General features: G+C 29.0%; 19 protein-coding genes and 6 pseudogenes. 10 read left to right on the forward strand and 15 right to left on the reverse strand.

Annotated elements, in window-relative coordinates; genetic code table 11:
• Nucleotides 1–20 precede the first annotated feature (20 nt).
• The gene (locus ACZ1HD_RS06665) at nucleotides 21–1,082 is read right to left on the reverse strand and encodes an acyl-CoA reductase (RefSeq protein ID WP_472688976.1); all 1,062 of its coding nucleotides are present in this window, start codon (nucleotides 1,080–1,082) and stop codon (nucleotides 21–23) included.
• Nucleotides 1,083–1,151: 69 nt separating this feature from the next.
• Here ACZ1HD_RS06665 and ACZ1HD_RS06670 point away from each other — a divergent pair, with 69 nt between their 5' ends.
• Nucleotides 1,152–1,502, forward strand: coding sequence for a 4Fe-4S dicluster domain-containing protein (locus tag ACZ1HD_RS06670; RefSeq protein ID WP_340934163.1), 351 nt, complete (start codon nucleotides 1,152–1,154; stop codon nucleotides 1,500–1,502).
• A gap of 122 nt (nucleotides 1,503–1,624) precedes the next feature.
• Here ACZ1HD_RS06670 and ACZ1HD_RS06675 read toward each other — a convergent pair whose 3' ends face one another.
• Both ACZ1HD_RS06675 and ACZ1HD_RS06680 read right to left on the reverse strand, forming a co-directional pair.
• Entirely contained in the window at nucleotides 1,625–2,071 is a 447-nt protein-coding gene (locus tag ACZ1HD_RS06675; RefSeq protein WP_472688977.1) for a hypothetical protein, read from the reverse strand.
• A 76-nt stretch (nucleotides 2,072–2,147) separates the two neighbouring features.
• The gene (locus ACZ1HD_RS06680) at nucleotides 2,148–3,053 is read right to left on the reverse strand and encodes a carboxypeptidase-like regulatory domain-containing protein (RefSeq protein ID WP_472688978.1); all 906 of its coding nucleotides are present in this window, start codon (nucleotides 3,051–3,053) and stop codon (nucleotides 2,148–2,150) included.
• A 150-nt stretch (nucleotides 3,054–3,203) separates the two neighbouring features.
• Here ACZ1HD_RS06680 and ychF point away from each other — a divergent pair.
• Nucleotides 3,204–4,294: pseudogene (ychF, locus tag ACZ1HD_RS06685) on the forward strand (redox-regulated ATPase YchF).
• Nucleotides 4,295–4,334: 40 nt separating this feature from the next.
• Here the strand turns inward: ychF and ACZ1HD_RS06690 are convergent.
• The 6 genes and pseudogenes from ACZ1HD_RS06690 to gcvT form a co-directional block, all read right to left on the reverse strand.
• Nucleotides 4,335–4,931 (reverse strand): aspartyl/asparaginyl beta-hydroxylase domain-containing protein, encoded by a 597-nt coding sequence (locus tag ACZ1HD_RS06690; RefSeq protein WP_472688979.1) that lies wholly within the window; start codon nucleotides 4,929–4,931, stop codon nucleotides 4,335–4,337.
• 276 nt (nucleotides 4,932–5,207) lie between these two features.
• Nucleotides 5,208–6,002: a hypothetical protein gene (locus ACZ1HD_RS06695; RefSeq protein WP_472688980.1), complete on the reverse strand. Its 795-nt coding sequence runs from the start codon at nucleotides 6,000–6,002 to the stop codon at nucleotides 5,208–5,210.
• 73 nt (nucleotides 6,003–6,075) lie between these two features.
• The gene (locus ACZ1HD_RS06700) at nucleotides 6,076–6,309 is read right to left on the reverse strand and encodes a hypothetical protein (RefSeq protein ID WP_472688981.1); all 234 of its coding nucleotides are present in this window, start codon (nucleotides 6,307–6,309) and stop codon (nucleotides 6,076–6,078) included.
• A 103-nt stretch (nucleotides 6,310–6,412) separates the two neighbouring features.
• Nucleotides 6,413–7,072, reverse strand: a complete 660-nt coding sequence (locus tag ACZ1HD_RS06705; RefSeq protein ID WP_472688982.1) for a metal-dependent hydrolase — start codon at nucleotides 7,070–7,072, stop codon at nucleotides 6,413–6,415.
• Nucleotides 7,073–7,287: 215 nt separating this feature from the next.
• The gene (locus ACZ1HD_RS06710; protein ID WP_472688983.1) at nucleotides 7,288–8,205 is read right to left on the reverse strand and encodes an SDR family oxidoreductase; all 918 of its coding nucleotides are present in this window, start codon (nucleotides 8,203–8,205) and stop codon (nucleotides 7,288–7,290) included.
• Between the two features lie 84 nt (nucleotides 8,206–8,289).
• Nucleotides 8,290–9,374, reverse strand: a pseudogene (gene gcvT, locus ACZ1HD_RS06715) (glycine cleavage system aminomethyltransferase GcvT).
• A gap of 132 nt (nucleotides 9,375–9,506) precedes the next feature.
• Here gcvT and ACZ1HD_RS06720 point away from each other — a divergent pair.
• The 4 genes and pseudogenes from ACZ1HD_RS06720 to ACZ1HD_RS06735 all read left to right on the forward strand — a co-directional run bounded on the left by ACZ1HD_RS06720 (nucleotide 9,507) and on the right by ACZ1HD_RS06735 (nucleotide 12,015).
• Nucleotides 9,507–11,134: pseudogene (locus tag ACZ1HD_RS06720) on the forward strand (aminopeptidase P N-terminal domain-containing protein).
• A 155-nt stretch (nucleotides 11,135–11,289) separates the two neighbouring features.
• Nucleotides 11,290–11,541: a hypothetical protein gene (locus tag ACZ1HD_RS06725; RefSeq protein ID WP_472688984.1), complete on the forward strand. Its 252-nt coding sequence runs from the start codon at nucleotides 11,290–11,292 to the stop codon at nucleotides 11,539–11,541.
• Nucleotides 11,523–11,804, forward strand: a complete 282-nt coding sequence (locus tag ACZ1HD_RS06730; RefSeq protein WP_472688985.1) for a Rossmann-fold NAD(P)-binding domain-containing protein — start codon at nucleotides 11,523–11,525, stop codon at nucleotides 11,802–11,804. Before ACZ1HD_RS06725 ends, ACZ1HD_RS06730 begins: the two co-directional genes overlap by 19 nt.
• Nucleotides 11,797–12,015, forward strand: coding sequence for a VF530 family protein (locus ACZ1HD_RS06735; protein WP_077809049.1), 219 nt, complete (start codon nucleotides 11,797–11,799; stop codon nucleotides 12,013–12,015). Before ACZ1HD_RS06730 ends, ACZ1HD_RS06735 begins: the two co-directional genes overlap by 8 nt.
• Before the next feature lie 152 nt (nucleotides 12,016–12,167).
• Here the strand turns inward: ACZ1HD_RS06735 and ACZ1HD_RS06740 are convergent.
• From ACZ1HD_RS06740 to lysA, 6 genes and pseudogenes are all read right to left on the reverse strand, one after another.
• A pseudogene (locus ACZ1HD_RS06740) lies at nucleotides 12,168–14,485 on the reverse strand (DNA topoisomerase 3).
• A 121-nt stretch (nucleotides 14,486–14,606) separates the two neighbouring features.
• The gene (locus ACZ1HD_RS06745; protein ID WP_154066972.1) at nucleotides 14,607–14,750 is read right to left on the reverse strand and encodes a hypothetical protein; all 144 of its coding nucleotides are present in this window, start codon (nucleotides 14,748–14,750) and stop codon (nucleotides 14,607–14,609) included.
• 18 nt (nucleotides 14,751–14,768) lie between these two features.
• Nucleotides 14,769–16,892, reverse strand: coding sequence for a Tex family protein (locus ACZ1HD_RS06750; protein ID WP_472688986.1), 2,124 nt, complete (start codon nucleotides 16,890–16,892; stop codon nucleotides 14,769–14,771).
• A gap of 207 nt (nucleotides 16,893–17,099) precedes the next feature.
• The gene (locus ACZ1HD_RS06755; RefSeq protein WP_472688987.1) at nucleotides 17,100–17,465 is read right to left on the reverse strand and encodes a GNAT family N-acetyltransferase; all 366 of its coding nucleotides are present in this window, start codon (nucleotides 17,463–17,465) and stop codon (nucleotides 17,100–17,102) included.
• 32 nt (nucleotides 17,466–17,497) lie between these two features.
• The gene (locus ACZ1HD_RS06760; RefSeq protein WP_472688988.1) at nucleotides 17,498–18,109 is read right to left on the reverse strand and encodes a fumarylacetoacetate hydrolase family protein; all 612 of its coding nucleotides are present in this window, start codon (nucleotides 18,107–18,109) and stop codon (nucleotides 17,498–17,500) included.
• Between the two features lie 90 nt (nucleotides 18,110–18,199).
• Nucleotides 18,200–19,444 (reverse strand): diaminopimelate decarboxylase, encoded by a 1,245-nt coding sequence (gene lysA / locus ACZ1HD_RS06765; RefSeq protein WP_472688989.1) that lies wholly within the window; start codon nucleotides 19,442–19,444, stop codon nucleotides 18,200–18,202.
• A gap of 218 nt (nucleotides 19,445–19,662) precedes the next feature.
• Between lysA and ACZ1HD_RS06770 the strand changes: the two are divergent.
• The 4 genes and pseudogenes from ACZ1HD_RS06770 (at nucleotide 19,663) to ACZ1HD_RS06785 (ending at nucleotide 26,176) form a co-directional block, all read left to right on the forward strand.
• Nucleotides 19,663–21,521, forward strand: a pseudogene (locus ACZ1HD_RS06770) (DNA topoisomerase IV subunit B).
• Nucleotides 21,522–21,716, forward strand: a complete 195-nt coding sequence (locus tag ACZ1HD_RS06775) for a hypothetical protein (protein ID WP_472688990.1) — start codon at nucleotides 21,522–21,524, stop codon at nucleotides 21,714–21,716.
• Between the two features lie 225 nt (nucleotides 21,717–21,941).
• A pseudogene (locus ACZ1HD_RS06780) lies at nucleotides 21,942–24,697 on the forward strand (DNA gyrase/topoisomerase IV subunit A).
• Between the two features lie 159 nt (nucleotides 24,698–24,856).
• The gene (locus ACZ1HD_RS06785) at nucleotides 24,857–26,176 is read left to right on the forward strand and encodes a LuxR C-terminal-related transcriptional regulator (protein ID WP_472688991.1); all 1,320 of its coding nucleotides are present in this window, start codon (nucleotides 24,857–24,859) and stop codon (nucleotides 26,174–26,176) included.
• Nucleotides 26,177–26,364: the final 188 nt, after the last annotated feature.

Raw genomic sequence — 26,364 nt, forward strand, 5'->3', positions numbered from 1 at the left:
TAGTTGGTTGTGTTATTGTTTTATATTTTAGATAAGAATTCTAATGTGTTAATTCCGTCTGCATAATCCCATAATTTAGGATTCTGAGTTTCGCCAAAAGCAATTTCATTTTCTATAAAGTTGTTTGCAACAATACATTGAATTTTTTCTTTATCTTGATGTAGTTTAATTTTTAAATCTATTTCGTTGTCATAATATTCGTAAAATATTGTGGCAATAGGAGATGCGTAGCTTTCATCTTCTTTAATCATTAAAAAACCATTTTCTAATAAATCAAACTCGCTCATTAAATAGACAGCTTTGTTATAATCGTAATTATTGGCATATTTTGCATTGCCTATAATGTCTTTTTTAGCATACATTCCTGTAAAAAAAGCATCAAATTTATAATCTTTTGGCACATATAGTTTAGAAACACTTCTACAACCTAAACCAAAATATTGAAAAACATCATTAGATAATTTCGTAAAATCTTCTTCAGTTTCTTTACCTGTTAAAACCGCTACAGAATTTCTACTTTTTCTGATGATATTTGGTTTGTTTTTAAAGTAATATTCAAAGTAACGAGCCGTGTTGTCGCTACCAGTAGCAATTACTGCGTCAAAATTTTCTAATTTCTGCTCTGTAAAAGAGATGTTTCCTTTAAAACTAGAATTTACATATTCTAAATACTTGGCTAAAAAAGGTAGCAAATGTTTATCATTAGAAGATTGTTTAACCAAAACTGCATTTCCTGATATTAATACTGATAAAAAATCATGAAAACCAACCAAAGGAATATTACCTGCCATTACGATTGCCACAGTTTTAGCAGTAGCATCGTTTATCGAATTTTTAGAAATCCATTCTTTTAAGTTGTTTTTTGTTAGTGCGTTAGACCAACTTTCTAAAGAGAATAAAATATTATCTTTAGTAAACCAAGAATTATTTTCTTGAGCTAATTTTATTTGATGCTTAAATCCATCAAAAAAAAGATCGTTAAATTCTACACTTTCTTTTTTTGCTATTTTTTCTTGAGAAAACTGACTTAAAAATGCTCCTAATTTTACAAAAGCAGTAATTCTATTTTGAATACTATCCATTTATTTTGGTTGTAACTATTTTTGGCGTTATTTTTGCAATTGCAAAGGTACAAAACAGAAAAGAAAATTATGGCAATTATAATAACAGATGAATGTATAAATTGTGGTGCTTGTGAACCAGAATGTCCTAACACAGCAATTTATGAAGGCGCAGACGATTGGAAATATTCTGACGGAACAGATTTATCGGGAAGCGCAGTGTTACCAAACGGTAAAACAGTAAATGCAGATGAAGATCAAGAACCAATTTCTGATGAAGTTTACTATATTGTAGCAGATAAATGTACAGAATGTAAAGGTTTTCATGAAGAGCCACAATGTGCAGCAGTTTGTCCTGTAGATTGTTGTGTGCCGGATGATGATAATGTAGAAACTGAAGAAGAATTGTTAGCAAAACAAAAGTTTTTACACAACGATTAATCTTTTTTAAGTATAAAATTTTAAAATCCTGAGTTTTTTACTCGGGATTTTTTTATGAATTCTTTTCTAAATAATTTATTATTAGCTGTCTGTTTTTCCATAACGATGCGTTGTGTTTTTCATCAGAAATATAAGTAGATTTTTTTGAAATCTTCTTTTGTGTAAGGTATTAGATTTTTATTAGGTGTTTTTGTCGGCTCGTTTAATAAAACTTCTGTTACTTCATTTAGATTAACTTCTACTTTAATATTGAATTTTATTTTTTCTCTACTTTTTGAGTTTTCAATAAATTTTATAGGTCTATTTATGTACGCATAGTTTTTTATTTCCTGTTTTAGATAAGAAGCGTAAACGCTACCATTTTTGTCTTTTTCATAAAATAGAGTAGTGGCATCTTCGTTTTCTGAATATTTAATACCTAAAAGCCATTTTAAATTTACATGTTCACCTCGTTTTCCTTTTGCGTACTTATAAATTATTTTTTGTATGCTAAAATTAACAGGATTAATATATATTTTACCGGAATATTTTGCTTTAGATTTTTTAGGTTTAAATGAAATAACATACATTTTGATATCATTTATAGTTTCACTTTTTTCTAAAGATTGACTGTAAAATTTGCGGTTTAAAAAGTTGTTTTCGTCATTATTTAAAAAACCAACCTTTATTTTCTATAATTCTTTTGTTATTTGTTATTCTAAAATTGCCAAAAGAATTGTCGTTTTTTAAAGAATCGGTTTTTTTAGAAACCTCTTTAAAAGATAAAGAGTCTTCAACTTTAAACAATCCTGTTTTTACTTTATATGTTTTATTTTTATCTAAATGTGTTAAAACAATATTCTGAATTTTATTTTGAATATTATTTAAGGTTATGCCATTAGACAATTCTTTTTTTCGATATCCTTCCACATTATCAATCTTAATAATAGAAACTTTTTTATTAGTCTTTTTTGGTTTTATACTTTGTGTATTAATCTTAGCATAAAATTCCTTAGAAAACTCGGGACTTATATTTTTTAAATTTTTAGAAAAATTTTCAAAGTCTTTTTGTGCCAATTTTCTATTTTGTTTATTAAGTAGAGAGCTAGATTCTAAATCTAATTCTAGTTTGTTAAAATCTATTTTTTGATTTTCGTAAACATATATGTCTTGTTTATTACTAAAAGTAATATAATTTTTACGCATACTGTCTACAGTTTTCTGTATTAAACTTTCTAGGGATATTTTATCAAATTTTAGCTCTATCTCTGCTAATTGATTTATATTTTCAAATAAGTAGACTTTGTATTTTTGGTTGATTAAATCATTAATAGTCAATGTTACAGATTGATAACCCAAAGAAGAGAAAGTGATTTTGGTAGCATTTTTAAGTTGTAAATTATAATTGCCTAATTTATCGCTTACTGTACCTGTTTTGTTGTTTGTTATAATTGCAACACGATCAATTGGTTTATTAGAAGTTTTCGAGAATACATAACCGTAAATTTTTTGGGCGTTTAGAGAGAAATTAACAATTAAAACTGTTAAAAATAGATGTAATTTTGTTTTCATAGGATGCTTTTATTTCTAAAAGTATCATTTTTTATTATTGTAAAATAAAACCTTAAAAAGTTTAACAAAGTATTATATTTGCACTCTCAAAAATTTATGAAAGATTAACAAAAATTAGGTTAAATCTTTCTTTTATTAAATTTATTACACATGAAAGCCGGAATTGTAGGATTACCAAACGTAGGAAAATCAACCTTATTTAATTGTTTATCTAATGCAAAAGCGCAAAGTGCCAACTTTCCTTTTTGTACAATCGAACCTAATTTAGGTGTAGTAAATGTGCCAGATAAAAGAATAGAAAAGTTAGAAGAACTTGTGAATCCGGAGCGAGTTTTACCAGCTACAGTAGAAATAGTAGATATTGCAGGTTTGGTAAAAGGAGCAAGTAAAGGAGAGGGTTTAGGAAATCAATTCTTAGCAAATATTAGAGAAACAGATGCAATTTTACACGTTTTGCGTTGTTTTGATAATGATAATATTATTCATGTAGATAATTCTATTGATCCTGTTAGAGATAAAGAAACAATCGATATCGAATTACAGTTAAAAGATTTAGAAACAGTTCAAAAAAGACTAGAAAGAGTAAAAAGAACTGCTAAAACTGGTAATAAAGAAGCGCAAGCAGAATTGGTTGTTTTATTAAAAATTGAAGAAACTTTATTACAAGGTACTTCTGTTAGAGCTTTAGATTTTTCTGAAAAAGAAATAGAATTTGTACAATCTTTGCAGTTTATTACAGCAAAACCGGTATTATATGTTTGTAATGTAGATGAAGGTTCTGCAGTTTCGGTAACGAATATGTTGAAAAAGTAAAAGAAGCTGTAAAAGAAGAAGATGCAGAAGTAATTGTATTAGCTGTTGGTACAGAGGCAGATATAACAGAATTAGACGATTACGAAGAAAGACAAATGTTTTTAGCTGATATTGGTTTAGAAGAAGCTGGTGTTTCTAGGTTAGTTCGTTCTGCGTATAAATTATTAAATTTACAAACGTACTTTACAGCAGGTGTAAAAGAAGTTAGAGCTTGGACAATACCTATTGGTTCTACTGCACCACAAGCAGCAGGAGTAATTCATACAGATTTTGAAAAAGGCTTTATTAGAGCAGAAACAATTTCTTATGAAGATTATGTTACTTTTGGTAGCGAAGCTAAAGTGAAAGAAGCTGGTAAAATGAGAGTAGAAGGTAAAGATTATATTGTAAAAGATGGTGATGTAATGCACTTTAGATTTAACGTATAATTACTTTTTAAATAAAATTATTAAAAATCCCAATAAGAAATTATTGGGATTTTTTTATCAATTTTTTCAACCAATCATTAGGTATCATGTCTATTGTTAAGTTTATGCGTTCTTCATTACAATTGTTAGTAATTTGATGAGGCTTTGTTAAATCTAAATACCAACATTCGCCCGGTTTCATATTTACAGGTGTTTTGTTTAAATTAAAAACCATTTTATCATTATTTAAAATAGGTATTGTAATTCTAATTACAGATTTTTCTACCGTTATTCCTAAAGTTGGGTCTGTGTGTTCTTTTACATCAGAATATGGTGCAAGCCTTAATAATCTAACTAAAGTTACTGTTGTATTTTTTTGAAATTTTTCAACAATACTTTTTAGATATACTGATTTTTCTAAAGACTTTGTATTTAGCCATTTTGTCCAAGAACCATCGGCATAATCTTTCGCAGGTGGCGGAAAAGGTAAAGACGAATCTACTATATGAGCAGGACCTCGTAATTGGATTACATTATAATAAACAAAATCTTCATGGCATAAAATTTTTGCTTCTTGCGATAGTTTTTCAATATCAAAATTAAAAGGCAGTTGTACTCTGTCTTTAGTTATTTCTAAAATTTTATTCTGAGTCTCCATAAATTTATACTTAAAATTATTTACTACTCGAAAATAGAGGTTATAATAAAGATAAAAATGAGTATAAATACGTGAATTTTAATAATCGCTATTTAAGTCATTTTAATCTGTAAATAAATATCTAATGTAAAAACTTATTTTTGTTGATTGATAAAGGAGTTTCTATTTAAAATTAATAAGGTATAATTAGTAAATGATTTTACAGATTAAAAATAAAAAATCTCATTATCTATTTATAGATAATGAGATTTTTAAATTATAATAGGCAATAGATATTTATTTCTTAGTATAATTCTCTGGAATAGAAAAACTATCTCTAAAACCTTCAACAAATTTTATGTTTGTAATTTTAGCATTTCCAATTTTATCTGTTAAACCATCTTTAGAATTCCATCCGTAGAAATCCCAATTTGTGGCAATAGAAATACCTTCTATTTCTGTATAATCTGTATATTTTATAGCATGAGGATCTGCTTCTGCAGCTTCTTTAGTTTTACCAGCAGTTACAATATATGCAACGTGTTCTAGTAAATCAGTTTCGTTATTTTTATAAACAACGTACCAATCATCTGGTGCATCACCTGTATTTGCTTCAAAACTTAGTTTAGCCGTTTTTAAGTTATTGTTAGCTTCTTGTGTTTTATGATTAAAATCCCACTTTGTACCGTTGTCGTTTAACTTATAAGGAAATAGGAAAAAATAATTCCAAGTATACGCATGAAAACGCACTCCAGGATTTGCTTTTAATCCATCAGAAACAAAAATATCTTGTTTGTTAACATAGATTTCATCACCATTTTTATATGCTATTTTAGCAATATCAGAAGAAGTAGAAACTGTAATGTTAGCGTTTAAAATTTCATTGCCTCCAAAATTTATAACAGCATCGTATTGTATAGCTTCTTTTGCTAAGAAAATATCTTTTTTGTGTGCAGTTTCTATAACTTCAGCAAAATTTTTAGAAACAGTTTCTTTTTTAACTATTTCTGTTGTTTTTTCGGTTTTAGGTTGTTGTTTGCAACCTATAATAATTGCAGCACCAATAATGGCTGTAAAAAGTAATTTTTTCATGTTAGTTTAATTGAAAATTTAATTTAAAAATGATTAATCGTTTTTATGCTAGAAGCCTTACAAAATTTTAAGACTAACTTCCTTTAATTCTCATCCAAAGATCAGACATTAGGTTTTTAGCATCATTTTTATCTTTTTTTACTTCTATAAAAGTTACGTTCTCATTTTCATCAACATTAATTTTATACTTAAAAACAAAATTTTCTGCATTTTTACGCATGCTTAGGGTTCCGAATCTTAAATCATTAAAATATAAATCAGAATTTTGTTTGTTAATAGTGTACCAACCTTTAGAAATTGAAATCATTCGTTTTACTTTTTCATTATTCTTTAAATTTCCTAATAAGTGATGATTCTTGGGATAAAGGGAAAATTCGATTGGGTTTTTATCAAAAAAGATGAATGCCCAATTAAAAAGAATTTTTAGTTTCTACGTTTGCAGACCATAATATAGTATTTAAGGGCGCAGGTTTGGTTGCAATTTTAGAATAGATAATGTTTTGATTATTTAGCTCTTTGGTGAATTTTTTGTAAGAAAGACCTTTTAAAATTAAGGTAATGGCTAAGTAAGAGCTACTTATTATCAACCCTAAATTATTGTAAGTTTTTCTCTTTTTAGAAGTTCTTTTTTGAAACATTGCTAAAAGCACAAAAATGATAAAAGGTATTGTATATAGCGGGTCTACAACAAAAACATTTTTAAAGGCTAATCTTATATCTAAAGGCCAAAATAGTTGTGTGCCCCAAGTTGTTTGTGCATCTAAAATAGGATGTGTTATAAAGGCCCAAAAAAAGAGCAAAGTCCAATCTTTAAAATTTTTATATTTCTCGAATTTTAAAACTACAAGAGCAAAAATTGGAGCAAATATTACAGAGAACAAAATAGAATGAGTAAAACCTCGATGAATTTCTAAAGCAGTTACGGTATCTGTAAAAAAGCTAGAAATTACGTCTAAATCCGGTATTGTGCCTGCAATAGCACCATACAACATTGCTTTATTGCCAATTTTTTTGCCTAATACGGCTTCACCAACAGCAGCGCCTAAGACTATTTGAGTTAAAGAATCCATAGGTTTAGAGTTTTAATTAGTAATAACTTTTTCTAAATTTTTTTCGACGGAAAAGTCAATTAAGTTCATAAAGTTTTCATGCACACCAAGTGTTATGTCTAATTTTAATTCTTCAATAAACTTTAAAATTAAGGTAGATTTAAACTGCAAATCGTACAGAAACATATTTTTCAAAAAGATTACCAATACTTTTGTAGTAAAGCTGTTCAAAACTATTAAGGTTTTCTCGGCTTTTCAGAAACGTATTCGTAAGAATTTATTTTAAAAGATTCTAAAACGCTACCTACATAATTTTTGTGCAGAATTTGTTTAGGGTTTACTATGTTTAGTTCTTTTATAGTCGGATTTAAAAAAGCATGTAAAATTGCTTTAGAAACAAAATCTACAGGAACGATGTTTAAACCACTTTCTTTATCAATCCAAATTCTAAAATTATTTTTAGATTTTTTAGCGTACTTGTCTAAAAAGATTGCCCAAGAATAAAATACATCAAATTTAGGAGTTTCAAAAAAAGGTGCATCTAATAATCTACCGCAAATAATACTTGGTCTTAATATTTGTGCGTCTATATTTTTTAATTTGCAGGTTTCTTTTACATAAAATTCACTTTCATATTTAGATTTCTCATACGGATTTCTAAAATTTGTGACATTATAATTATCAATAGAGTCGTTTACTTTTTTATCTTGAATACCAAATGAATATGCAGTACTTATGTATAAAAATCGTTTTACATTTTTAGGCAGTTCTTCTAAAAGATTTTTAGTTACTAAATAATTTTGAGCATGAACAATTTGTTTAGAATCTGTTGTTTGTAATAAACTTGTAGAGCCTGCGCAATGTATAACAGTATCGAAATTATATTTTTTTAAAACCGTTTGATCTATAGATTCTAAATCATGAGAAATTACGGTGATTTTTTCTAAACAAGCTTCTAGTGTAAAATTATTCAAAAACTCAGGACGAGATTTATCTTTAAGAATTGCTAAAAGTCTTTCTTTTGCAGTTTTTTCGTGAGCTCGAATTACTACATAAAGATGATTAACTGTTTTATCTACAATAGCTTTACGTAACCATTCGAATATAATGTGACTACCAACAATTCCTGTACCGCCAGTTAATAAACAATTCATATAATTTTTTTGAAGTAATTAAAAAGTGAAATTAGTTCTTTAAACTAAAAAACCTCACAAATATGTGAGGTTTTTCTAAAATATTTATCCTTTATAAAAAGGTAGTTTTACAATTGTGGCTGGTATTATTTTTTTTCGAATTTGAATATTAATTCGAGTACCACTTTTTGCAATATTTGTGGGTACATATCCTAAACCAATACCTTTATTTAAGCTAGGGCTCATGGTACCGAGGTTACGTTACCAATTACGTTACCTTCAACATCAACAATATCATAACCTTGTCTTGGTATACCTCTTTCATTTAATTCAAAAGCAACTAATTTTTTTGTTGGTTTTTCTGCTTTTTGTTTTGCCAAAGCTTCAGAATTTACAAAATCTTTAGAAAACTTTGTAATCCAACCTAAACCTGCTTCTATTGGCGAAGTAGTATCATCTATATCATTACCGTATAAACAATAACCCATTTCTGTTCTTAAAGTATCTCTTGCAGCTAAACCAATTGGTTTTATACCAAATTCTGCACCAGCTAAGAAAACTCTATTCCAAATTTGTTCTACTTCTTCATTTTTGCAATAGATTTCAAAACCACCAGAACCGGTATAACCTGTAGCAGAAATAATTACATTTTCGATACCTGCAAAATCGCCAATTTTAAATTTATAAAATGGTATTTCAGATAAATCTAAAGAAGATAAAGATTGCATTGCTTCAACAGCCTTTGGACCTTGAATTGCTAGTAAAGAATAATCTTCTGATAAGTCTCTTAAATCAGCATTAAATTCTTTGTTGTAAGAAGAAATCCAGTTCCAGTCTTTTTCTATGTTAGATGCATTTACTACTAAAAGATATTCGTTTTCTTTAATTCTGTAACAAATTAAATCATCTACAATACCGTTTTCTGTATTCGGTAAACAGCTATATTGTGCATCTCCAATTTCTAATTTAGAAGCATCATTAGAAGTTACTTTTTGTATCAGTGCCAAAGCATTTTCACCAGAAACTAAAAACTCACCCATATGGCTCACGTCAAAAACACCAACAGATTCTCTTACCGTTAAATGTTCTGCAGTAACGCCTTCGTATTGAACCGGCATATTGTAACCAGCAAAAGGTACCATTTTAGCGCCTAATTTTTCGTGAACTGAATGTAATGCAATATTTTTCATGTATAGATTTCTTAAATTTAGCGCTAAATTATTGAAAAATTCGCAATTATCAATCACTAATATTTTGTTAATATTTTTAACTAAAAAATAAATAATGTTACATTTGGGTAAACAACTTATAAATCAGCTACAATGCAGCCATTCAAATTTATTTTAATTGCTTTTTTAGCAATTACATGCAACGGATTTTCACAAACACCATCAGATTTTTTATCCAAAGATTTTCATAAAAGTAAAAGAGATGCTTTACGAGCAAAAATGCCAAAAAATTCTGTAGCTGTAGTATTTGCAAACCCTTTAAGAAATAGAGCTAATGATGTGGATTATGTTTTTCATCAAGATCCTAATTTTTATTATTTAACAGGTTATAGAGAACCAAACGGAGTTTTAGTTTTGTTTTCTGAAAATCAAACTGATGAAAACGGATTAGTTTATAACGAAGTCTTATATGTTCAGAAAAAAATAAAAGAGCAGAACAATGGAATGGTAAAAGGTTAGGAGTCGAAGGAGCAATAAATGAATTAGGTTTTAAAGTAGCAAAAAATGGCGAAGATTTTATAAATGATAAACTAGATTTTAAAAAATTTGATAGAGTTTTTATCGAAAAATTTAATGACGATTATAGAAATTCTGCCAGAGAAAAAGCAGAGTTATATGATTTAGTATTGTCTTTTAAAGAAAAAGCAGATTTTAATCCAAAAAACTTTTTGTCACCATTAAAAAAGCAGATTTATGAAATGGTAAAATCTACACCAATAGAAAACAGTGCTAATGTTGCGCAAATAATTGGTAGAGCAGTTGCTTATGATGCATCTTTAAAAAATGATGAGGATTTAATGAAGTTTAAAGAAGCTACAGATGTTAATTTAAAGAAAGATTTACAGCAAAAGATAGCCTTAAAATTAAATGCTAAAACAAATATTGATGTAACTTTTTTATCTAGAAATTTAGCAACTTTAAGAGAGGTTAAAACAAAAGAAGAATTGGTTTTATTAACTAAGGCAGTAAGAATCTCTGCAATTGGGCAAGTAGAAGTAATGAAAGCCATGAAACCTCATATGTCTGAAACAGAATTACAAGGGATACACGAGTTTGTTTATAAAAAATATGGTGCAGAATATGAAGGATATCCGTCTATTGTTGGTGCAGGAAATAACGGTTGTATATTACATTATATAGAAAATAATAAAACAAAAGTTGGTAACGATTTAGTTTTAATGGATTTAGGCGCAGAGTATCGAGGTTATACGGCAGATGTAACCCGTACAATTCCGGCAAACGGTAAGTTTACAGAAGAACAAAAAGCCATTTACGAAATAGTTTACAAGGCTCAAGAAGCAGGTATTGCGGCTTATAAGATAGGAGAAAGTATGGCGAAACCAAATCTAATTTCTAAGAAAATTGTAGACGAAGGTTTGTTCAAATTGGGCATTATAAAATCTATTGACGAAAAACATCCATATTATCCTCACGGAACTTCACATCATATTGGTTTAGACGTGCACGATCCAGGAAATTATGGTAATTTTGAAGAAAATATGGTGGTTACTATGGAACCAGGAATATACATTCCGGAAGGAAGTAACTGCGATAAAAAATGGTGGGGAATTGGTATTAGAATAGAAGATGATATTTTGATAACTAAAAATGGGCCCAAAAATCTTTCTGCCGAAGCACCAAGAACCGTAGAAGAAATCGAAAAAATGATGGCTAAAAAGTCTGTTTTAGACGATTTTGTTTTACCAGATTTAGATAAATAAATGAGCAAAACAGCAATCATATTAGGCGCAACAGGTTTAACCGGTAATTTACTTTTACAAAAGTTAATTGCAGATGCTTCGTATACAAAAATCAAACTTTTTCTAGAAGTACTGTAAATATATCATCAAGTAAAATAGAAGAGCATTTAATAGATATGTTTGCTTTAGAAGCGCAAAAAACACTTTTTACAGCAGATCAAGTGTTTTGTTGTATTGGCACAACAGCGGCAAAAACAAAAGATAAAGAAAAGTACAAATCTATAGATTATGGCATACCTGTTACTGCTGCAAAATTAGCCAAAACAAACAATATTGCTACTTTTGTAGTGATGTCTTCTATGGGTGCAGACGCAAAAGTTCTTTATTTTACAACAGAGTTAAAGGCGAAATGGAAAGAGATATTTTAGCTCAAAAAATAAAAAACACATATATTTTAAGACCTTCTTTAATTGGTGGTAAAAGAGATGAGTTTCGTTTAGGAGAAAGTATCGGTAAAGGAATTATGAAACTCTTAAATCCGTTGTTTTTCGGGCCTTTAAAAAAGTTCAAAATGATTCATCCGGATAAAATTGCAACTTGTATGAAAACGGTCGCAAATACTTCTAATAACAAATCAATTATAAATTCAGACTTAATTTTAACGATAGCAAATTCTAATAATAATGAGTAAAGAACAACCAAACAACCCAATGCACGGTATAAAATTGGCAACAATTTTAGAACAATTGTTTAAAGAATATGGTTGGGAAGAATTAGGAGATCGATTAAACATAAATGCTTTTAGAAATAACCCAACATATAAATCTTCTTTAAAGTTTTTAAGAACAACACCTTGGGCTAGAGAAAAAGTAGAAAAGTTTTACGAAAGAAATATGTTATAATTTTTTTTGAAGCTTTTTCCTGCTTTTCGCACTCGCTTTTTTTCAGAAAAAGAAAAAAGAGCTCAAACAAATGCTACAATCAGGGCTAGAATTATTTGTGAACTTTAACCATTTAAGTAATTAAATTAAATATCTGCAAACGATATTTTACTTTACTTAGAAATAATACTAAGAACCAATTCTTTAGTTAAAGGTTGCCCATTTGCTATTTTTTTTATGTTTTCGAATGTAAAAACAAAATCACAACCAGATTTGTAATTAGAACATCCGTAAGCCGTTTTTCCTTTTAAAACTGTTCCTTTTTTACATTTAGGGCAGCTAATTGTATCCGAAGAATTTGTGGCAACTTTTTTAACAGCTTGTTGTTTAGGTTCTAGTTTTAAAGCGAAATTTTCATCAAACCTTATTAAACCATCAACTTTATTATCATTTAAAACAAAACCTTTTAAGTTTGTTGTACAACCTTTATCAATTAATCGAATAGTTTGATTTTCAGAAACTTTTTTACCGTAAATTTCAAAAGGTATTTTTAAGTCGCAACCAGCTTTGTATTCAGAACAGCCATAAGCAGAAGTACCTTTTAAAAGCTTTCCTTTTTTACATTTTGGGCAGGTTTTACCCGTAACTTCTTTTTTCGATTTAGCTTTTGGTTTCGCAGCTTCTGTTTGCTTTACTTGATTTGTGTTTGCAGAAGAAATTCTTTTTTAGATTTATTAGAACGGACTTCATACACCAACTCATCAACCATTTTTTTCATATTATTGATAAACGTTCCTGCGTTAAAATCGCCTCGTTCAATTTCTTTCAAACGTTTTTCCCAAAGTCCGGTTAATTCGGCAGATTTTAATAATTCGTTGTCAATAATATTAATTAAATCGATGCCAGTTTGTGTTGGTAATACCAGTTTTTTCTTACGCTCAATATATTTTCTTCGAAATAAAGTTTCTATAATACTTGCTCTTGTAGACGGTCTTCCAATTCCGTTTTCTTTCATTAATTCGCGCATTTCGTCATCATCAACTTGCTTTCCTGCAGTTTCCATGGCGCGTAATAAACTTGCTTCTGTGTAATTTCTTGGTGGTTTTGTCTCTTTTTCTAAAAAAGAAGGTTCATGAGTTCCTTTTTCTCCTTTTACAAAAGAAGGCAACGTCATTTTCTCATTCATTTCTTTTTTAACCTTACTTTCTTTAGTTTCAAAAACAACACGCCAACCTTTATTTAAAATTTCTTTTCCGGTTGTTTTAAAAGGAACTTCTGCTGCCTTACCAATTACAGATGTATTAGAAACATCAGAATCTGGATAAAATACTGCAATAAATCTTCTTGTAATAATATCGTAAACCTGTTGTTGGTTGTATTGCAAATTACCTTGAATTCCTGTAGGAATTATTGCATGGTGATCTGTAACTTTTTTATCATCAAAAACACGCTTTGTTTTTTTGATTTTCTGACCTAAAAGTGGTTGTGTTAATTCGCTATAATTGGTTAATTTAGATAAAATACCGTGTATTTTTGGATACAAATCGTTTGGTAAAAAAGTAGTATCTACTCTTGGGTAGGTTACTACTTTCATTTCATATAATTTCTGTACGATTTTTAAAGTTTCGTCTGCAGAAAAACCGAACTTGTTATTACAATATACTTGCAAACCTGTTAAATCGAATAATTTTGGTGCATATTCTTTTCCTTTCTTCTTCGTTACAGAAACAATTTCAAAATCTGATTCTGCAACTTTATTTGCTAAAATTACACCATCTTCTTTCTTTAAAAACCGTCCATCTTCATAATTAAACAGCGTATTTCTGTAGGTAGTTTGCAGTTCCCAGTAAGGTTGTGGTTTAAAATTTTGTATTTCGAAATAACGGTTTACCAACATGGCTAGGGTAGGAGTTTGCACTCTACCAACTGACAAAACTTGTTTAAAGCCGCCAAATTTTACTGTATATAAACGAGTTGCATTTAAACCCAATAACCAATCTCCGATAGCACGAGAATAGCCTGCGTAATATAAATTATCGTAATCTTCTGCAGGTTTTAAATTTTTAAATCCGTCTTTTATAGCTTCCTCTGTAAGTGAAGAGATCCATAAACGTTCTACTTTACCTTTATAATTACATTGGTTAATTACCCAACGTTGTATCAGTTCTCCTTCTGTACCGGCATCCCCACAATTTATAATAACATCTGCTTTTTCGAATAAAGATTTTACGATGTTAAATTGTTTTTTAATTCCGGAATCTCCAGTAACTTTTGTATCGAAACGATCTGGTAACATTGGTAAGTTGTTCAAATCCCAACTTTTCCAGTGTGGTTTGTAATCTTTAGGCTCTAAAAGTGTACACAAATGTCCAAAAGTATAAGTTACCGCATAGCCATTTCCTTCATAAAAACCGTCACGTTTTGTGTTGGCTCCTAGAATGTTAGCAATTTCTCTTGCTACAGATGGTTTTTCAGCGATGCAGACTTTCATTAATTATTTTTGTGTGGTCGAAAGTAGTAAATAATTATATATTTAATTAAGCTCTTTTTACGATTGTTAATAAATTTGAAGTTTTATATAATTTAAACTTTACATACCTATTAACTAAATTTTATTTCAGCTTAGAAAGTTCTTTTTTAAGATCTTCCCAAGTAGATTTTTTCTTTTTATTAGAATTAATAACTTCTTGTTGTATTTCATTCTTTTGAGAATCCGTTAAGTCATCCCATAACGCTGTTTTTTCTTTTTTGCTCATATTTTAAGAATAAAAATGTTATTTAATTAAAGCTAATTGAATTCGTTTTCTCACAACATCAACCTCTAAAACTTTTGCTATAATTTGTTGTTGCAAACTTACAATAGTATTTACATCTTTTACAAAAGTATCCGATAGATTAGAAACATGAATTAGACCACTTTCTTTAATACCAATGTCTACAAAACAACCAAAATTGGTAATGTTATTTACAATGCCGGGTAATAATTGCCCGATTCTTAAATCTGAAATTGTTTTAATAGTTGCATCAAAAGAGAAAACTTTGGCCTTTTCTCTTGGATCTAAACCAGGTTTTTCTAATTCTTTTACAATATCTGTTAAAGTTGGCAAACCAATGGTTTCTGTAATATAGTTTTTTAGATTTATTTGCTTTATCAAATCAGATTTTCCAATAAGATCTGCAACTTTTATCTTATTGTCTTTTGCAATTTTATCTACTAAAGCATAACTTTCTGGATGCACAGCAGAATCATCTAACGGATTTTCACCATTCTTAATTCTTAAAAAACCTGCCGCTTGCTCAAAAGCTTTCTCTCCTAAACGAGGTACTTTTTTTATATCGTTTCTAGAAGAAAAAGAACCATTTTTATTTCTGTAATTTACAATGTTTTCAGCTAATTTTGGCCCGATTCCGGAGACATAACTTAATAAAGATTCGCTTGCCGTATTAATATTTACTCCGATGGTGTTTACACAACTTTCTACAGTTGCATCTAAAGATTTTTTTAATTTAGTTTGATCGACATCATGTTGGTATTGGCCAACACCAATCGATTTAGCATCAATTTTAACCAATTCTGCCAACGGATCTTGCAAACGCCTACCTATAGAAACAGATCCACGAACGGTTACATCGTAATTAGGAAATTCGTCTCTTGCAATTTTTGAAGCTGAATAAATAGAAGCGCCAGCTTCACTAACAACAAAAACATCAACAGTATTTTTAAATTGAATTTTCTTTACCAATTGTTCAGTTTCACGAGAAGCAGTACCGTTACCAATAGCAATAGCATCAATTTTATATGCTTCTGCTAACGAACTAATTTTTTGAATGGCTTCAATTTTTTTATTTTGAGGTTCATGCGGAAAAACGGTTTCGTTATGCATTAATTCTCCTAATTCATTTAAGCATACTATTTTACATCCAGATCTAAAACCCGGGTCTATGGCTAACACTCTTTTTTCACCTAAAGGTGCTCCTAAAAGTAATTGTTTTAGGTTTTTAGAAAACACTAAAATAGCATCATTATCTGCTTTTTCTTTTGCTAGTGAAAGTCTTTCGTTAGATAAAGAAGGATATAGTAATCGTTTGAAGGCATCTTTAATAGCGGATTCTATTTGTTCTGAACATTCATTTTGCGTTCTAATAATTCTATTTTCAATTCTTTGCAATAATCTTTCGCTATCAACTTCAATTTTAATTCTGATAAAACCCTCATTTTCGGCTCTTAAAATTGCTAAAAATCTGTGAGAAGGAATTTTATTTAAAGACTCATTCCAATCAAAATAATCTTTAAATTTTTGTGCTTTTTCATCGTCTTTTTTAGACTTTATTACTTTGGATGAAATTGTAGCAAAACGTTCTAATTCTCTTCTTATATTATTTCTGATGTCTGCACGTTCATTAATCCATTCTGCAATAATATAACGAGCGCCTTCTAAAGCTGCTTCAAGAGTTTCAACATCATTTTTAATGTATTTTGAAGCCGTATATTCTAAATCATTTACACGTTGACTCATTATCATTTTTGCCAACGGTTCTAAACCTTGTAATCTCGCAGTTTCTGCTTTTGTTTTTCGCTTTTTCTTAAAAGGTAAATACAAATCTTCCAAAGAAATTAAATCTGTAGAATTATTTACTTTTTCGGTTAATGCTGATGTTAAGACAGCTTGTTCTTCTAGCGCCTTTAAAATACTTTTTTTACGTTTTTCTAAAGTTTCGAAAGCTTCTTTAAATTTTACAATTTCGCCTATTTCTACTTCATCTAAATTACCTGTCATTTCCTTTCTATATCTACTGATAAAAGGAATTGTAGCATCTTCATTTAATAAAGAAATTGTATTCTCTACAGATTTAGAAGAAAATTGTGTTTGTTGTGTTATATATTGAAGTAACTGCATTTTTAATTTGAATTTAAGCGAAAAAAAACCTCATAAAAATAAATTTTATGAGGATGTAAATATAGTTTTATTTTGTGTTTTAAGTAATTACTTTTTCAAAAGCTAATCTTTTTGCATTGTAATTGGTGTATATAATTCCGCAGTATTTGTAACCTAATTTTTTTAATAAAGATTGCATACCAAGGTTATCTTCGTGTGTATCAATTTTTAAACTTCTAACTTTTTTTCTAATAATTGTAAATGAAACTCATGAAACATAAAAGTGGCTAGCCCAAATTTTCTAAATTCTTTTTTTATTGCCATTCTATGAATTACACCGTATTTTTCATTTTCAGAAACCATCCATTCACCATCAATAACTTCCTTATAAGTTGGTTCTTTTCTTAAAGTGAACATAGAAGTTGCCATAATTTGATTTTCATCATTTACAACCACATAACTTTCATTATTTTTGATATCGTTTTCAACTTGTGTTGCATTTGGATATCCGTTTTGCCATTGATCTATTTTTTGTGATTTTAAATACGCTTTTGCATCATCAATAATAATAGCAATTTCTCGGGATGTCTTCAATTTTAGAAAGTCTAATCTTCATCAATATTTACTTAAATCATTTTAAAATCTAATAGCAATTCTCCGTTTACAGAACACTGTAAATGATCTCCTTTAAAGATTTCTCCTTTACCTAAAGCGGGTGTGCCAGTAAAAATTAAATCGCCAGGTTGTAAGGTCATATATTTAGAAATAAACACAATAATATCAGCAAAATCATTTATCATATATGCTGTATTGCTCTTTTGTTTTTCTACTCCGTTAATCTTTAAGTCGAAGTCTATATCATCTAAATTGTAATTAGAAACAGGTTTAAAACTAGAAATAGGAGCAGCACCATCAAAACCTTTTGCAAATTCCCAAGGATGCTTTGTTTCTCTCGCGTTTTTTAGGATATCCGTAGCTGTATAATCGATACCAACGGCAATTTCAGAAATGTAAGTGTTTGCATCTTCTTTGGTAATGTTTTTACCTTCTTTACCAATTTTTACAACCAATTCTACTTCGTAAATTAACTCGTTTGTAATTTCACTTGGGTAAACTACATCACGATTTATAGCTAAACTAGATTCTGGTTTTGAAAAGATGAATTTTTTACCTTTTTTCTTTTCTTCAATGTCTTTTAAATCGGTAACATAATTACTACCTATTCCTAATATTTTCATTGTGGTTATTGTTTGTTTATGGATTAGTAAATATAAAAAAATCCACCAAAAACAATTGCTTTGGTGGATTTTTAATGGTTTATATTTTTGTTAAGCTTCTACTTTTTCTTTTTTAGAAGCCTTTGTTTTAGAGAAATCTATAGTTTCTTGATTGTTTAAAATGTCTTTAATTGTTTGTCTTTTTCTGATAAGATAATCTTGCCCTTTATGCACCATAACTTCTGCAGGTAAATAGCGAGAATTGTAATTAGAAGCCATAGAAAAGCAATAAGCACCAGCGTTATGAAAACATAAAATATCTTCTTCAGAAATTTCTGCAATTCTTCTATTAGACGCAAAAGTATCTGTTTCGCAAATATAACCTACCACAGAATAATAACGATCTCTACCTGTAGGATTCGAAATATTTGTGATATGATGATAAGAATCATACATCATTGGTCTAACTAAGTGGTTAAAACCAGAATCTACGTGTGCAAATACGGTAGAAGTTGTTTGTTTTACAACGTTAACTTTTGCTAAAAATACACCAGCTTCTGAAACCAAAAATTTACCAGGTTCGAACATTAAAGTAATATCTTTACCGTATTCTGTACAAAACTCATTAAATCTTTCAGATAATTGTAAACCTAATTGCTCGATGTCTGTAGAAATATCACCTTCTTTATAAGGTACTTTAAATCCGCTACCAAAATCGATAAAATCTATATTTTCGAATTGTCTTGCAACATCAAATAAAATATCCGAAGCACGTAAAAAAGTATCGATATCTAAAATATCAGAACCTGTGTGCATGTGAATTCCGTTAATATTCATTCCGGTATTTTCTACAACACGCTTAATGTGTGGTACTTGGTGTATTGAAATTCCGAATTTAGAATCGATATGACCAACCGAAATTTTAGAATTTCCACCAGCCATAATATGTGGATTTATACGAACACAAACCGGAATATTTGGATGTTTTTGACCAAATTGCTCTAAAATAGAAAGGTTATCAATATTAATTTGAACACCTAATTTTGCAACTTCTTCAATTTCAGATAAAGAAACTCCGTTTGGTGTGTAAATAATATCTTTAGGGTCTATACCTGTAGCTAAACATAACTGAACTTCTTGAAAAGAAACAGTATCTAACCTAGAACCTAAGTTTTTGAAAAACTGTAAAATATTAATGTTAGATAGTGCTTTTACAGCATAATTTAACTTTAAGTTTTTTACGCTGCTAAAAGCATTTGTTAATCTGTTGTATTGAGATTCTATTTTGTCTGTATCGTAAACATATAAAGGACTTCCGTATTTATTTGCCAACGCTGTTAATTGTGTACTTTCCAATTTTAAATAATTTTAGAGTGTCAAAAGTAAATAAATTGTTTAATAAATTACGTTTTGTTTAAAAATACAACAAATTGTTTTTTATTGTGATTTTTACCCTTATTTTTAGGTTTTAGTTCGTTAAAATGATGTTGATAACTAATTGCTAAAAATGTTTATTTTTTAGTGCTTAAAACTTATTTTTACGATACGCCAAACCAATAGTAGCAAGAGATTATATGAGTCAAGAAACAAAATATACAGAAGATAATATTAGATCTTTAGACTGGAAAGAGCATATAAGAATGCGTCCCGGAATGTACATTGGTAAGTTAGGTGACGGTTCTTCTGCAGATGATGGTATTTATATTCTTGTAAAAGAAGTGTTAGACAACTCTATTGACGAGTATGTAATGGGTGCTGGAAAAACCATTGAAATTTCTATTCACGGTAGTAAAGTTACTGTTAGAGATTATGGTAGAGGTATTCCTTTAGGTAAAGTAGTCGATGTAGTTTCTAAAATGAATACGGGTGGTAAATACGATTCGAAAGCTTTTAAGAAATCTGTAGGTTTAAATGGTGTTGGTACAAAAGCTGTAAATGCACTTTCTTCTTATTTTAGAGTAGAATCTTCTAGAGAAGGAAAATCTGCTTCTGCAGAATTTTCTCAAGGTAATCTAGAAAATGAAGAGTTTTTAGAAGAGTCTTCGCGTAGAAAAGGTACCAAAGTTTCATTTGTACCCGATGAAACGATCTTTAAAAACTACAAGTTCAGAAATGAATATGTAGCTAAAATGCTAAAGAACTACGTATATCTAAATCCTGGTTTAACCATTATTTTTAATGGAGAAAAATTCTTTTCTAAAAACGGATTGAAAGATTTATTAGAAGACAACAATAATAAAGAGGACATGTTGTATCCAATAATTCATTTAAAAGGAGATGATATAGAGGTTGCAATTACACACAGTAAAACACAATATTCAGAAGAATATCACTCTTTTGTAAACGGGCAACATACAACACAAGGTGGTACACACCAAGCGGCATTTAGAGAAGCAGTTGTAAAAACTATTAGAGACTTCTACGGAAAAAGTTTTGAAGCTTCTGATATTAGAAAATCTATTATCTCTGCGATTGCCATAAAAGTAATGGAACCTGTTTTTGAAAGTCAGACAAAAACCAAATTAGGTTCTACAGATATGGGAGGTGATTTGCCAACCGTTAGAACGTATATTAATGATTTTTTAAAAACCAAGTTAGATAATTTTTTACACAAAAATGCCGATGTAGCAGAAACACTGCAGAAAAAGATAATTCAGGCAGAAAAAGAGCGTAAAGAATTATCTGGTATTCGAAAATTAGCAAAAGATAGAGCTAAAAAGGCAAGTTTACATAATAAAAAATTAAGAGATTGTAGAATACATTTAGGTGATGTTAAAAAAGAGAACTATCTAGAAACAACACTATTTATTACAGAGGGAGATTCTGCATCGGGTTCTATCACAAAATCTAGAAATGTAAATACTCAAGCCGTATTTAGTCTAAAAGGAAAACCTTTAAACTCTTACGGATTAAGTAAAAAGATTGTGTACGAAAATGAAGAATTTAATCTGTTACAAGCAGCTTTAAATATAGAAGATGGTTTAGAAGATTTACGTTATAATAATATTGTAATTGCTACCGATGCCGATGTAGATGGTATGCATATTCGTTTATTATTGATCACTTTTTCTTACAGTTTTTTCCTGAATTGATAAAAGAAGGACATTTGTTCATTCTAGAAACTCCGTTATTTAGAGTAAGAAACAAAAAACAAACTTTTTATTGTTATTCTGATGAAGAAAAACGAGAGGCAATTGAAAAATTAAGAGGGAAACCAGAAATAACTCGATTTAAAGGTTTGGGTGAGATTTCGCCAAACGAATTTGTACATTTTATTGGTGATGATATTCGATTAGATCCTGTGATGTTAGATAAAGAAATGTCTATAGAACAAATGTTGCAGTTTTATATGGGTAAAAATACACCAGACAGACAGAAATTTATTATCGAGAATTTAAAAGTAGAATTAGATTACGTAGAAGACGAAGCATAGATGAAAAAAGTAAAGACAGTTTTTAATATATTTTCAATAATTTTTCTAATCATTTTAATTTTCCGGATAACACAGGTTAATTATAATGATTTTTCGTACAAAGAAAACACTTCTGCCTATTTAGGGATTTTATCATCAGCTATGATGTCTTTAGCATTGCAGTTGATTATTAGAGGAGTAAAAGAAAAGAAATAAGGAATTTATTAGATGTTATTTTTTTAAAAAAACTGATATTTAGTAAATATATATTTTTTTGCGTTAAGGATTGAAGTGGCATCCTTTTTAGTTGTCAGTTCGAGTAAATTTGTGAAGAATGAGCAAATTTTTATCGAGAACAAAACTAAAAAGATATAACGTAAAGCCTGTTAAAACGCCCAAAGAATAAATAAATAAACTCTTAAACGAATAAACGTTTTTTACATGAGTGAAGAAATAAACGAAAACGAACACGAAGAAGAATTAACAAATGAAGGAGAACAATTAGATTCGCCTCAAGAAGAAACCATAACTAAGGTTACAGGAATGTACAAAGAATGGTTTCTTGATTATGCTTCGTATGTAATTTTAGAAAGAGCCGTACCTTCTTTAGAAGACGGTTTAAAACCAGTGCAACGTAGAATTATGCATTCTATGAAAGATTTAGACGATGGACGTTACAATAAAGTAGCAAATATTGTTGGTCATACAATGCAGTATCATCCGCATGGAGACGCAAGTATTGCAGATGCGATGGTGCAAATTGGTCAGAAAGAATTACTAATCGATATGCAAGGTAACTGGGGTAATATTTTAACCGGCGACCGTGCAGCAGCTTCTCGTTATATAGAAGCTCGTTTATCTAAATTTGCGTTAGACGTTGTGTTTAATCCGAAGACAACAGAATGGAAGTTGTCTTATGATGGACGAAGAAAAGAACCGATAGATTTACCTGTAAAATTTCCGTTATTACTAGCCCAAGGAGCAGAAGGAATTGCTGTAGGATTATCAACAAAAGTTTTACCACATAATTTTATTGAGTTAATAGACGCTTCTATAAAATATTTAAAAGGAAGAAGTTTTAAAATTGTACCGATTTCTTAACGGGCGGAATTGCAGATTTTACCAATTATAATGATGGTAAGCGTGGTGGAAAAGTACGTGTTAGAGCAAAAATTTCTCAGTTAGATAAAAAGACTTTGGTAATTTCAGAAATACCTTTTTCTACAACTACAACATCTTTAATTGATAGTATTTTAAAAGCCAATGATAAAGGTAAAATTAAGATAAAGAAGATAGAAGATAATACAGCTGCAGAAGTAGAAATTTTAGTGCATTTACCACCCAACGTATCGCCAGATAAATCTATAGATGCGTTGTACGCTTTTACAAATTGCGAAACCTCTATTTCTCCGTTAGCTTGTACAATTCAAGATAATAAACCAGTATTTGCAGGTGTATCAGAAATGTTAAAGCACTCTACAGATTTAACGGTAGAATTGCTTAAAAAAGAATTAGAAATTCAGTTAAACGAATTAGAAGAGCAGTGGCATTTTTCATCTTTAGAAAGAATTTTTATTGAAAATAGAATTTATAGAGATATAGAAGAAGAAGAAACTTGGGACGGTGTAATAGAAGCAATTGATAAAGGTTTACAACCACACATAAAACATTTAAAAAGAGCAATTACTGTAGAAGATATTACACGTTTAACAGAAATTCGTATTAAGAAAATATCAAAATTCGATATTGATAAGGCGAAGCAATTTATAGAAAGTTTAGAAGAAAAAATTGCAGAGGTAAAAGGGCATCTAGACAATTTAATTGAGTTTGCAGTTACTTACTTTAAGCGTTTAAAAGATACTTACGGTAAAGGAAAAGAACGAAAAACAGAGATTAGAATATTTGATGATATTGTGGCCTCTAAAGTTGCAATGAATAATGCCAAACTTTATGTAAATAGAGCAGAAGGTTTTATTGGTACTTCATTAAAAAGAGACGAATTTGTAACAGATTGTTCTGATATAGATGATATTATTATCTTTAGAAAAGATGGTAAAATGATGGTAACAAAAGTAGATTCTAAAACCTTTGTTGGTAAAGATGTTATACACGTAGCTGTCTTTAAAAAGAAAGATAAAAGAACTGTTTATAATTTTATGTACAGAGATGGTGTAAGAGGACCATCTTACATGAAACGTTTTAACGTAACTTCTGTTACAAGAGATAAAGAGTACGATTTAACAAACGGAAATAAAGGTTCTATTGTGCATTATTTTACTGCAAATCCTAACGGAGAAGCAGAAGTTGTAACAGTTAATTTGCGTTCTGTTGGAAGTGTTAAGAAATTAAAATGGGATATAGATTTTGCAGATTTAGCAGTAAAAGGTAGATCAGTAAGAGGAAATAGAATTACAAAGTATTCAATTAAATCTATTGATTTTAAATCGGAAGGAGTTTCTACACTAAAACCACGAAAAATTTGGTTTGATGATACAGTGCAACGTTTAAATGTCGACGAAAGAGGAGAGCTTTTAGGTGAGTTTAGAGCAGAAGATAAATTGCTAATTATAACACAATCTGGTAAAGCAAAAGCTGTAAAGCCAGATTTAACAATGCATTTTGAAGACGATATGATCGTTTTAGAAAAATGGCAACCTAAAAAACCAATTTCTGCTATTTATTTTGATGGTGAAAAAGAACGTTATTATGTAAAACGATTTTTAATTGAATCAGTTGACAAGGAAGAGGTTTTTATTTCAGAACATGCAAAGTCTCAACTAGAAATTGTAGCAACAGATTACAGACCTGTAGCAGAAATTCAGTTTTCTAAAAGGAGTTTAGATAATGAAGAAGTTAATTTTGAAGAGTTTATAGCTGTAAAAGGAATCAAAGCGCAAGGAAACCAGTTAACTACAGATAAGATTAAAAATGTAAATCTTTTAGAATCTTTACCATATGAAGTAGAAGAGGAAGAGGTTGAAAGTAGCGGTTCAGATCAAGAAAATGAAGAGGCAGTAGATGACAAATTACCAATTGATGTACCAGTACCTGAAACAAAAAAGCCAATTTTAGAGGAACTTTCTGCAGAAGAAAAAGCAAAAATAGCTTTGCAAAAATCGATAGCGAAAAAAAGGCTGAAGAAAAGAAGAGAGATGATGAGAATCAAACAAAATTATTTTAATAAGGCAATATCTTAATATTAAGTTAAAAAAATGAAATATTAACTATATAATGTTAAGATAAATTTAAAATTGTACCTTAGGTAATGTAAAAGATTTCAATAAATTCATTTTTAGGTTTTTCTGTGGAAAATAATTTCTTTTACATTCAATTTTTAAAGATTTAGAAAAGTAGCCATGAAAAATAAGCTTATACTAGTATTTATCTTTTTTACTTTTACTGCCCTTTCTCAGTCAGAAATATACTATTATAAAGATTTTGAAGCCAATTTAGAAGTTTTAGATATAGAAGATAAAACTTTTAATTTGTTAGAGAATAATATTTTAGAAAAACAATCAGACGCTATTTATTGGTTTAAAATACCAGCATCTAATTCTAAAGAGGATTATATTTTTAGAATAAAAAATTACAGAGCTAACAACTCTATAGCATATCAAAATAGAAGGCCATTAGAAAAAATAAAAAATTCTAGATTTACTTCATATAAAATACAAAGAGATTATCCTGTTTTTATAAAAGTTAGTTCAGAGTATAGTGCATATTATCCGGTCGAGTTAAAATTAGAAGAAGAGTATCATTTTGATGAAAGTGTCCAAATTTTAATTAACAGTTTTTATTATGGTGCTGCTTTTTTAATTATTGTTTTTAGTATTGTTTATTATTTTTTCTTTAAAGATAACTCTTTTATTCATCACTGTTTTTTACTAATGAGTTTAGTATTTGCCTTTTTGGCATCAGATGGTATTTTTAACTTTTTTAATTTTAATAATACTATTATTGATAATTTAATTTTATTCAATTATTTTTTTCTTGGTTTTTTCTCTTTTAAGTTTGCTCATAACTTTTTATTAGTTGATAATTATTATCCTGGGTTAAAAAAATATTCACATATTATTATAGTCAATATATTTTTGTTTGTAGTACTATTCTATTTCTTTAGAAAATCAGAATTGTTTGTTATTTTAAATATATTAACTTTTCTTTTGTTTTTAACCTATTGGATTGTAAGTGTACTTTTAATTAATAAGAGTGCGCACATTAAGTTATTTACAATTGCATTTGTTATTATATTATTTAATGGAATTAATTTTACAGTCCTAAAGAATTTCGGAATTTCATTTTTTGACAATGCCCCTTTCAATATGAAAATTGGAGGCCTTGTGCAAGTTGTTACTTTATCTTTTGCAGTTGTATATAGAGAAAAGACATTAAGAAAAAGAAATTCTTACATGAAGAACGAAATAATTAATTTTAATAAAGAGATAGATTTATTAACGAGTAATATAGACAAAGAATCTAAAATTAAAGATATAGAGAATTTAAGTATTAGAGAAAGAGAGGTTTTCGATTTAATTGTAATTGGTAAGTCTAATAAAGAAATTGCTTTAGAGGTAAATGTATCTATTAATACGGTAAAGTTTCATGTAAAAAATATTTACGGGAAACTAAATATAAAAAGTAGGAAAGAGGTGCTGACAATTGATAAAAACCAGTAAAAACAAAGGTTTACATCGATTTACTACCCGTTTACTACCCGTCGACTACCCATAAAACACCCTTGTTTTTTTTAATAATTACTGACTTTTTGTCTAAATTTGAACTATAAGAAAAGCATTCCCCCAGTCTTTATTAATAAAGCCTTTAATTTTAAATTAAAGGCTTTATTTTTTATGGCATTTCTTCA

The organism is Polaribacter sp. HA6-7, from assembly GCF_055693625.1.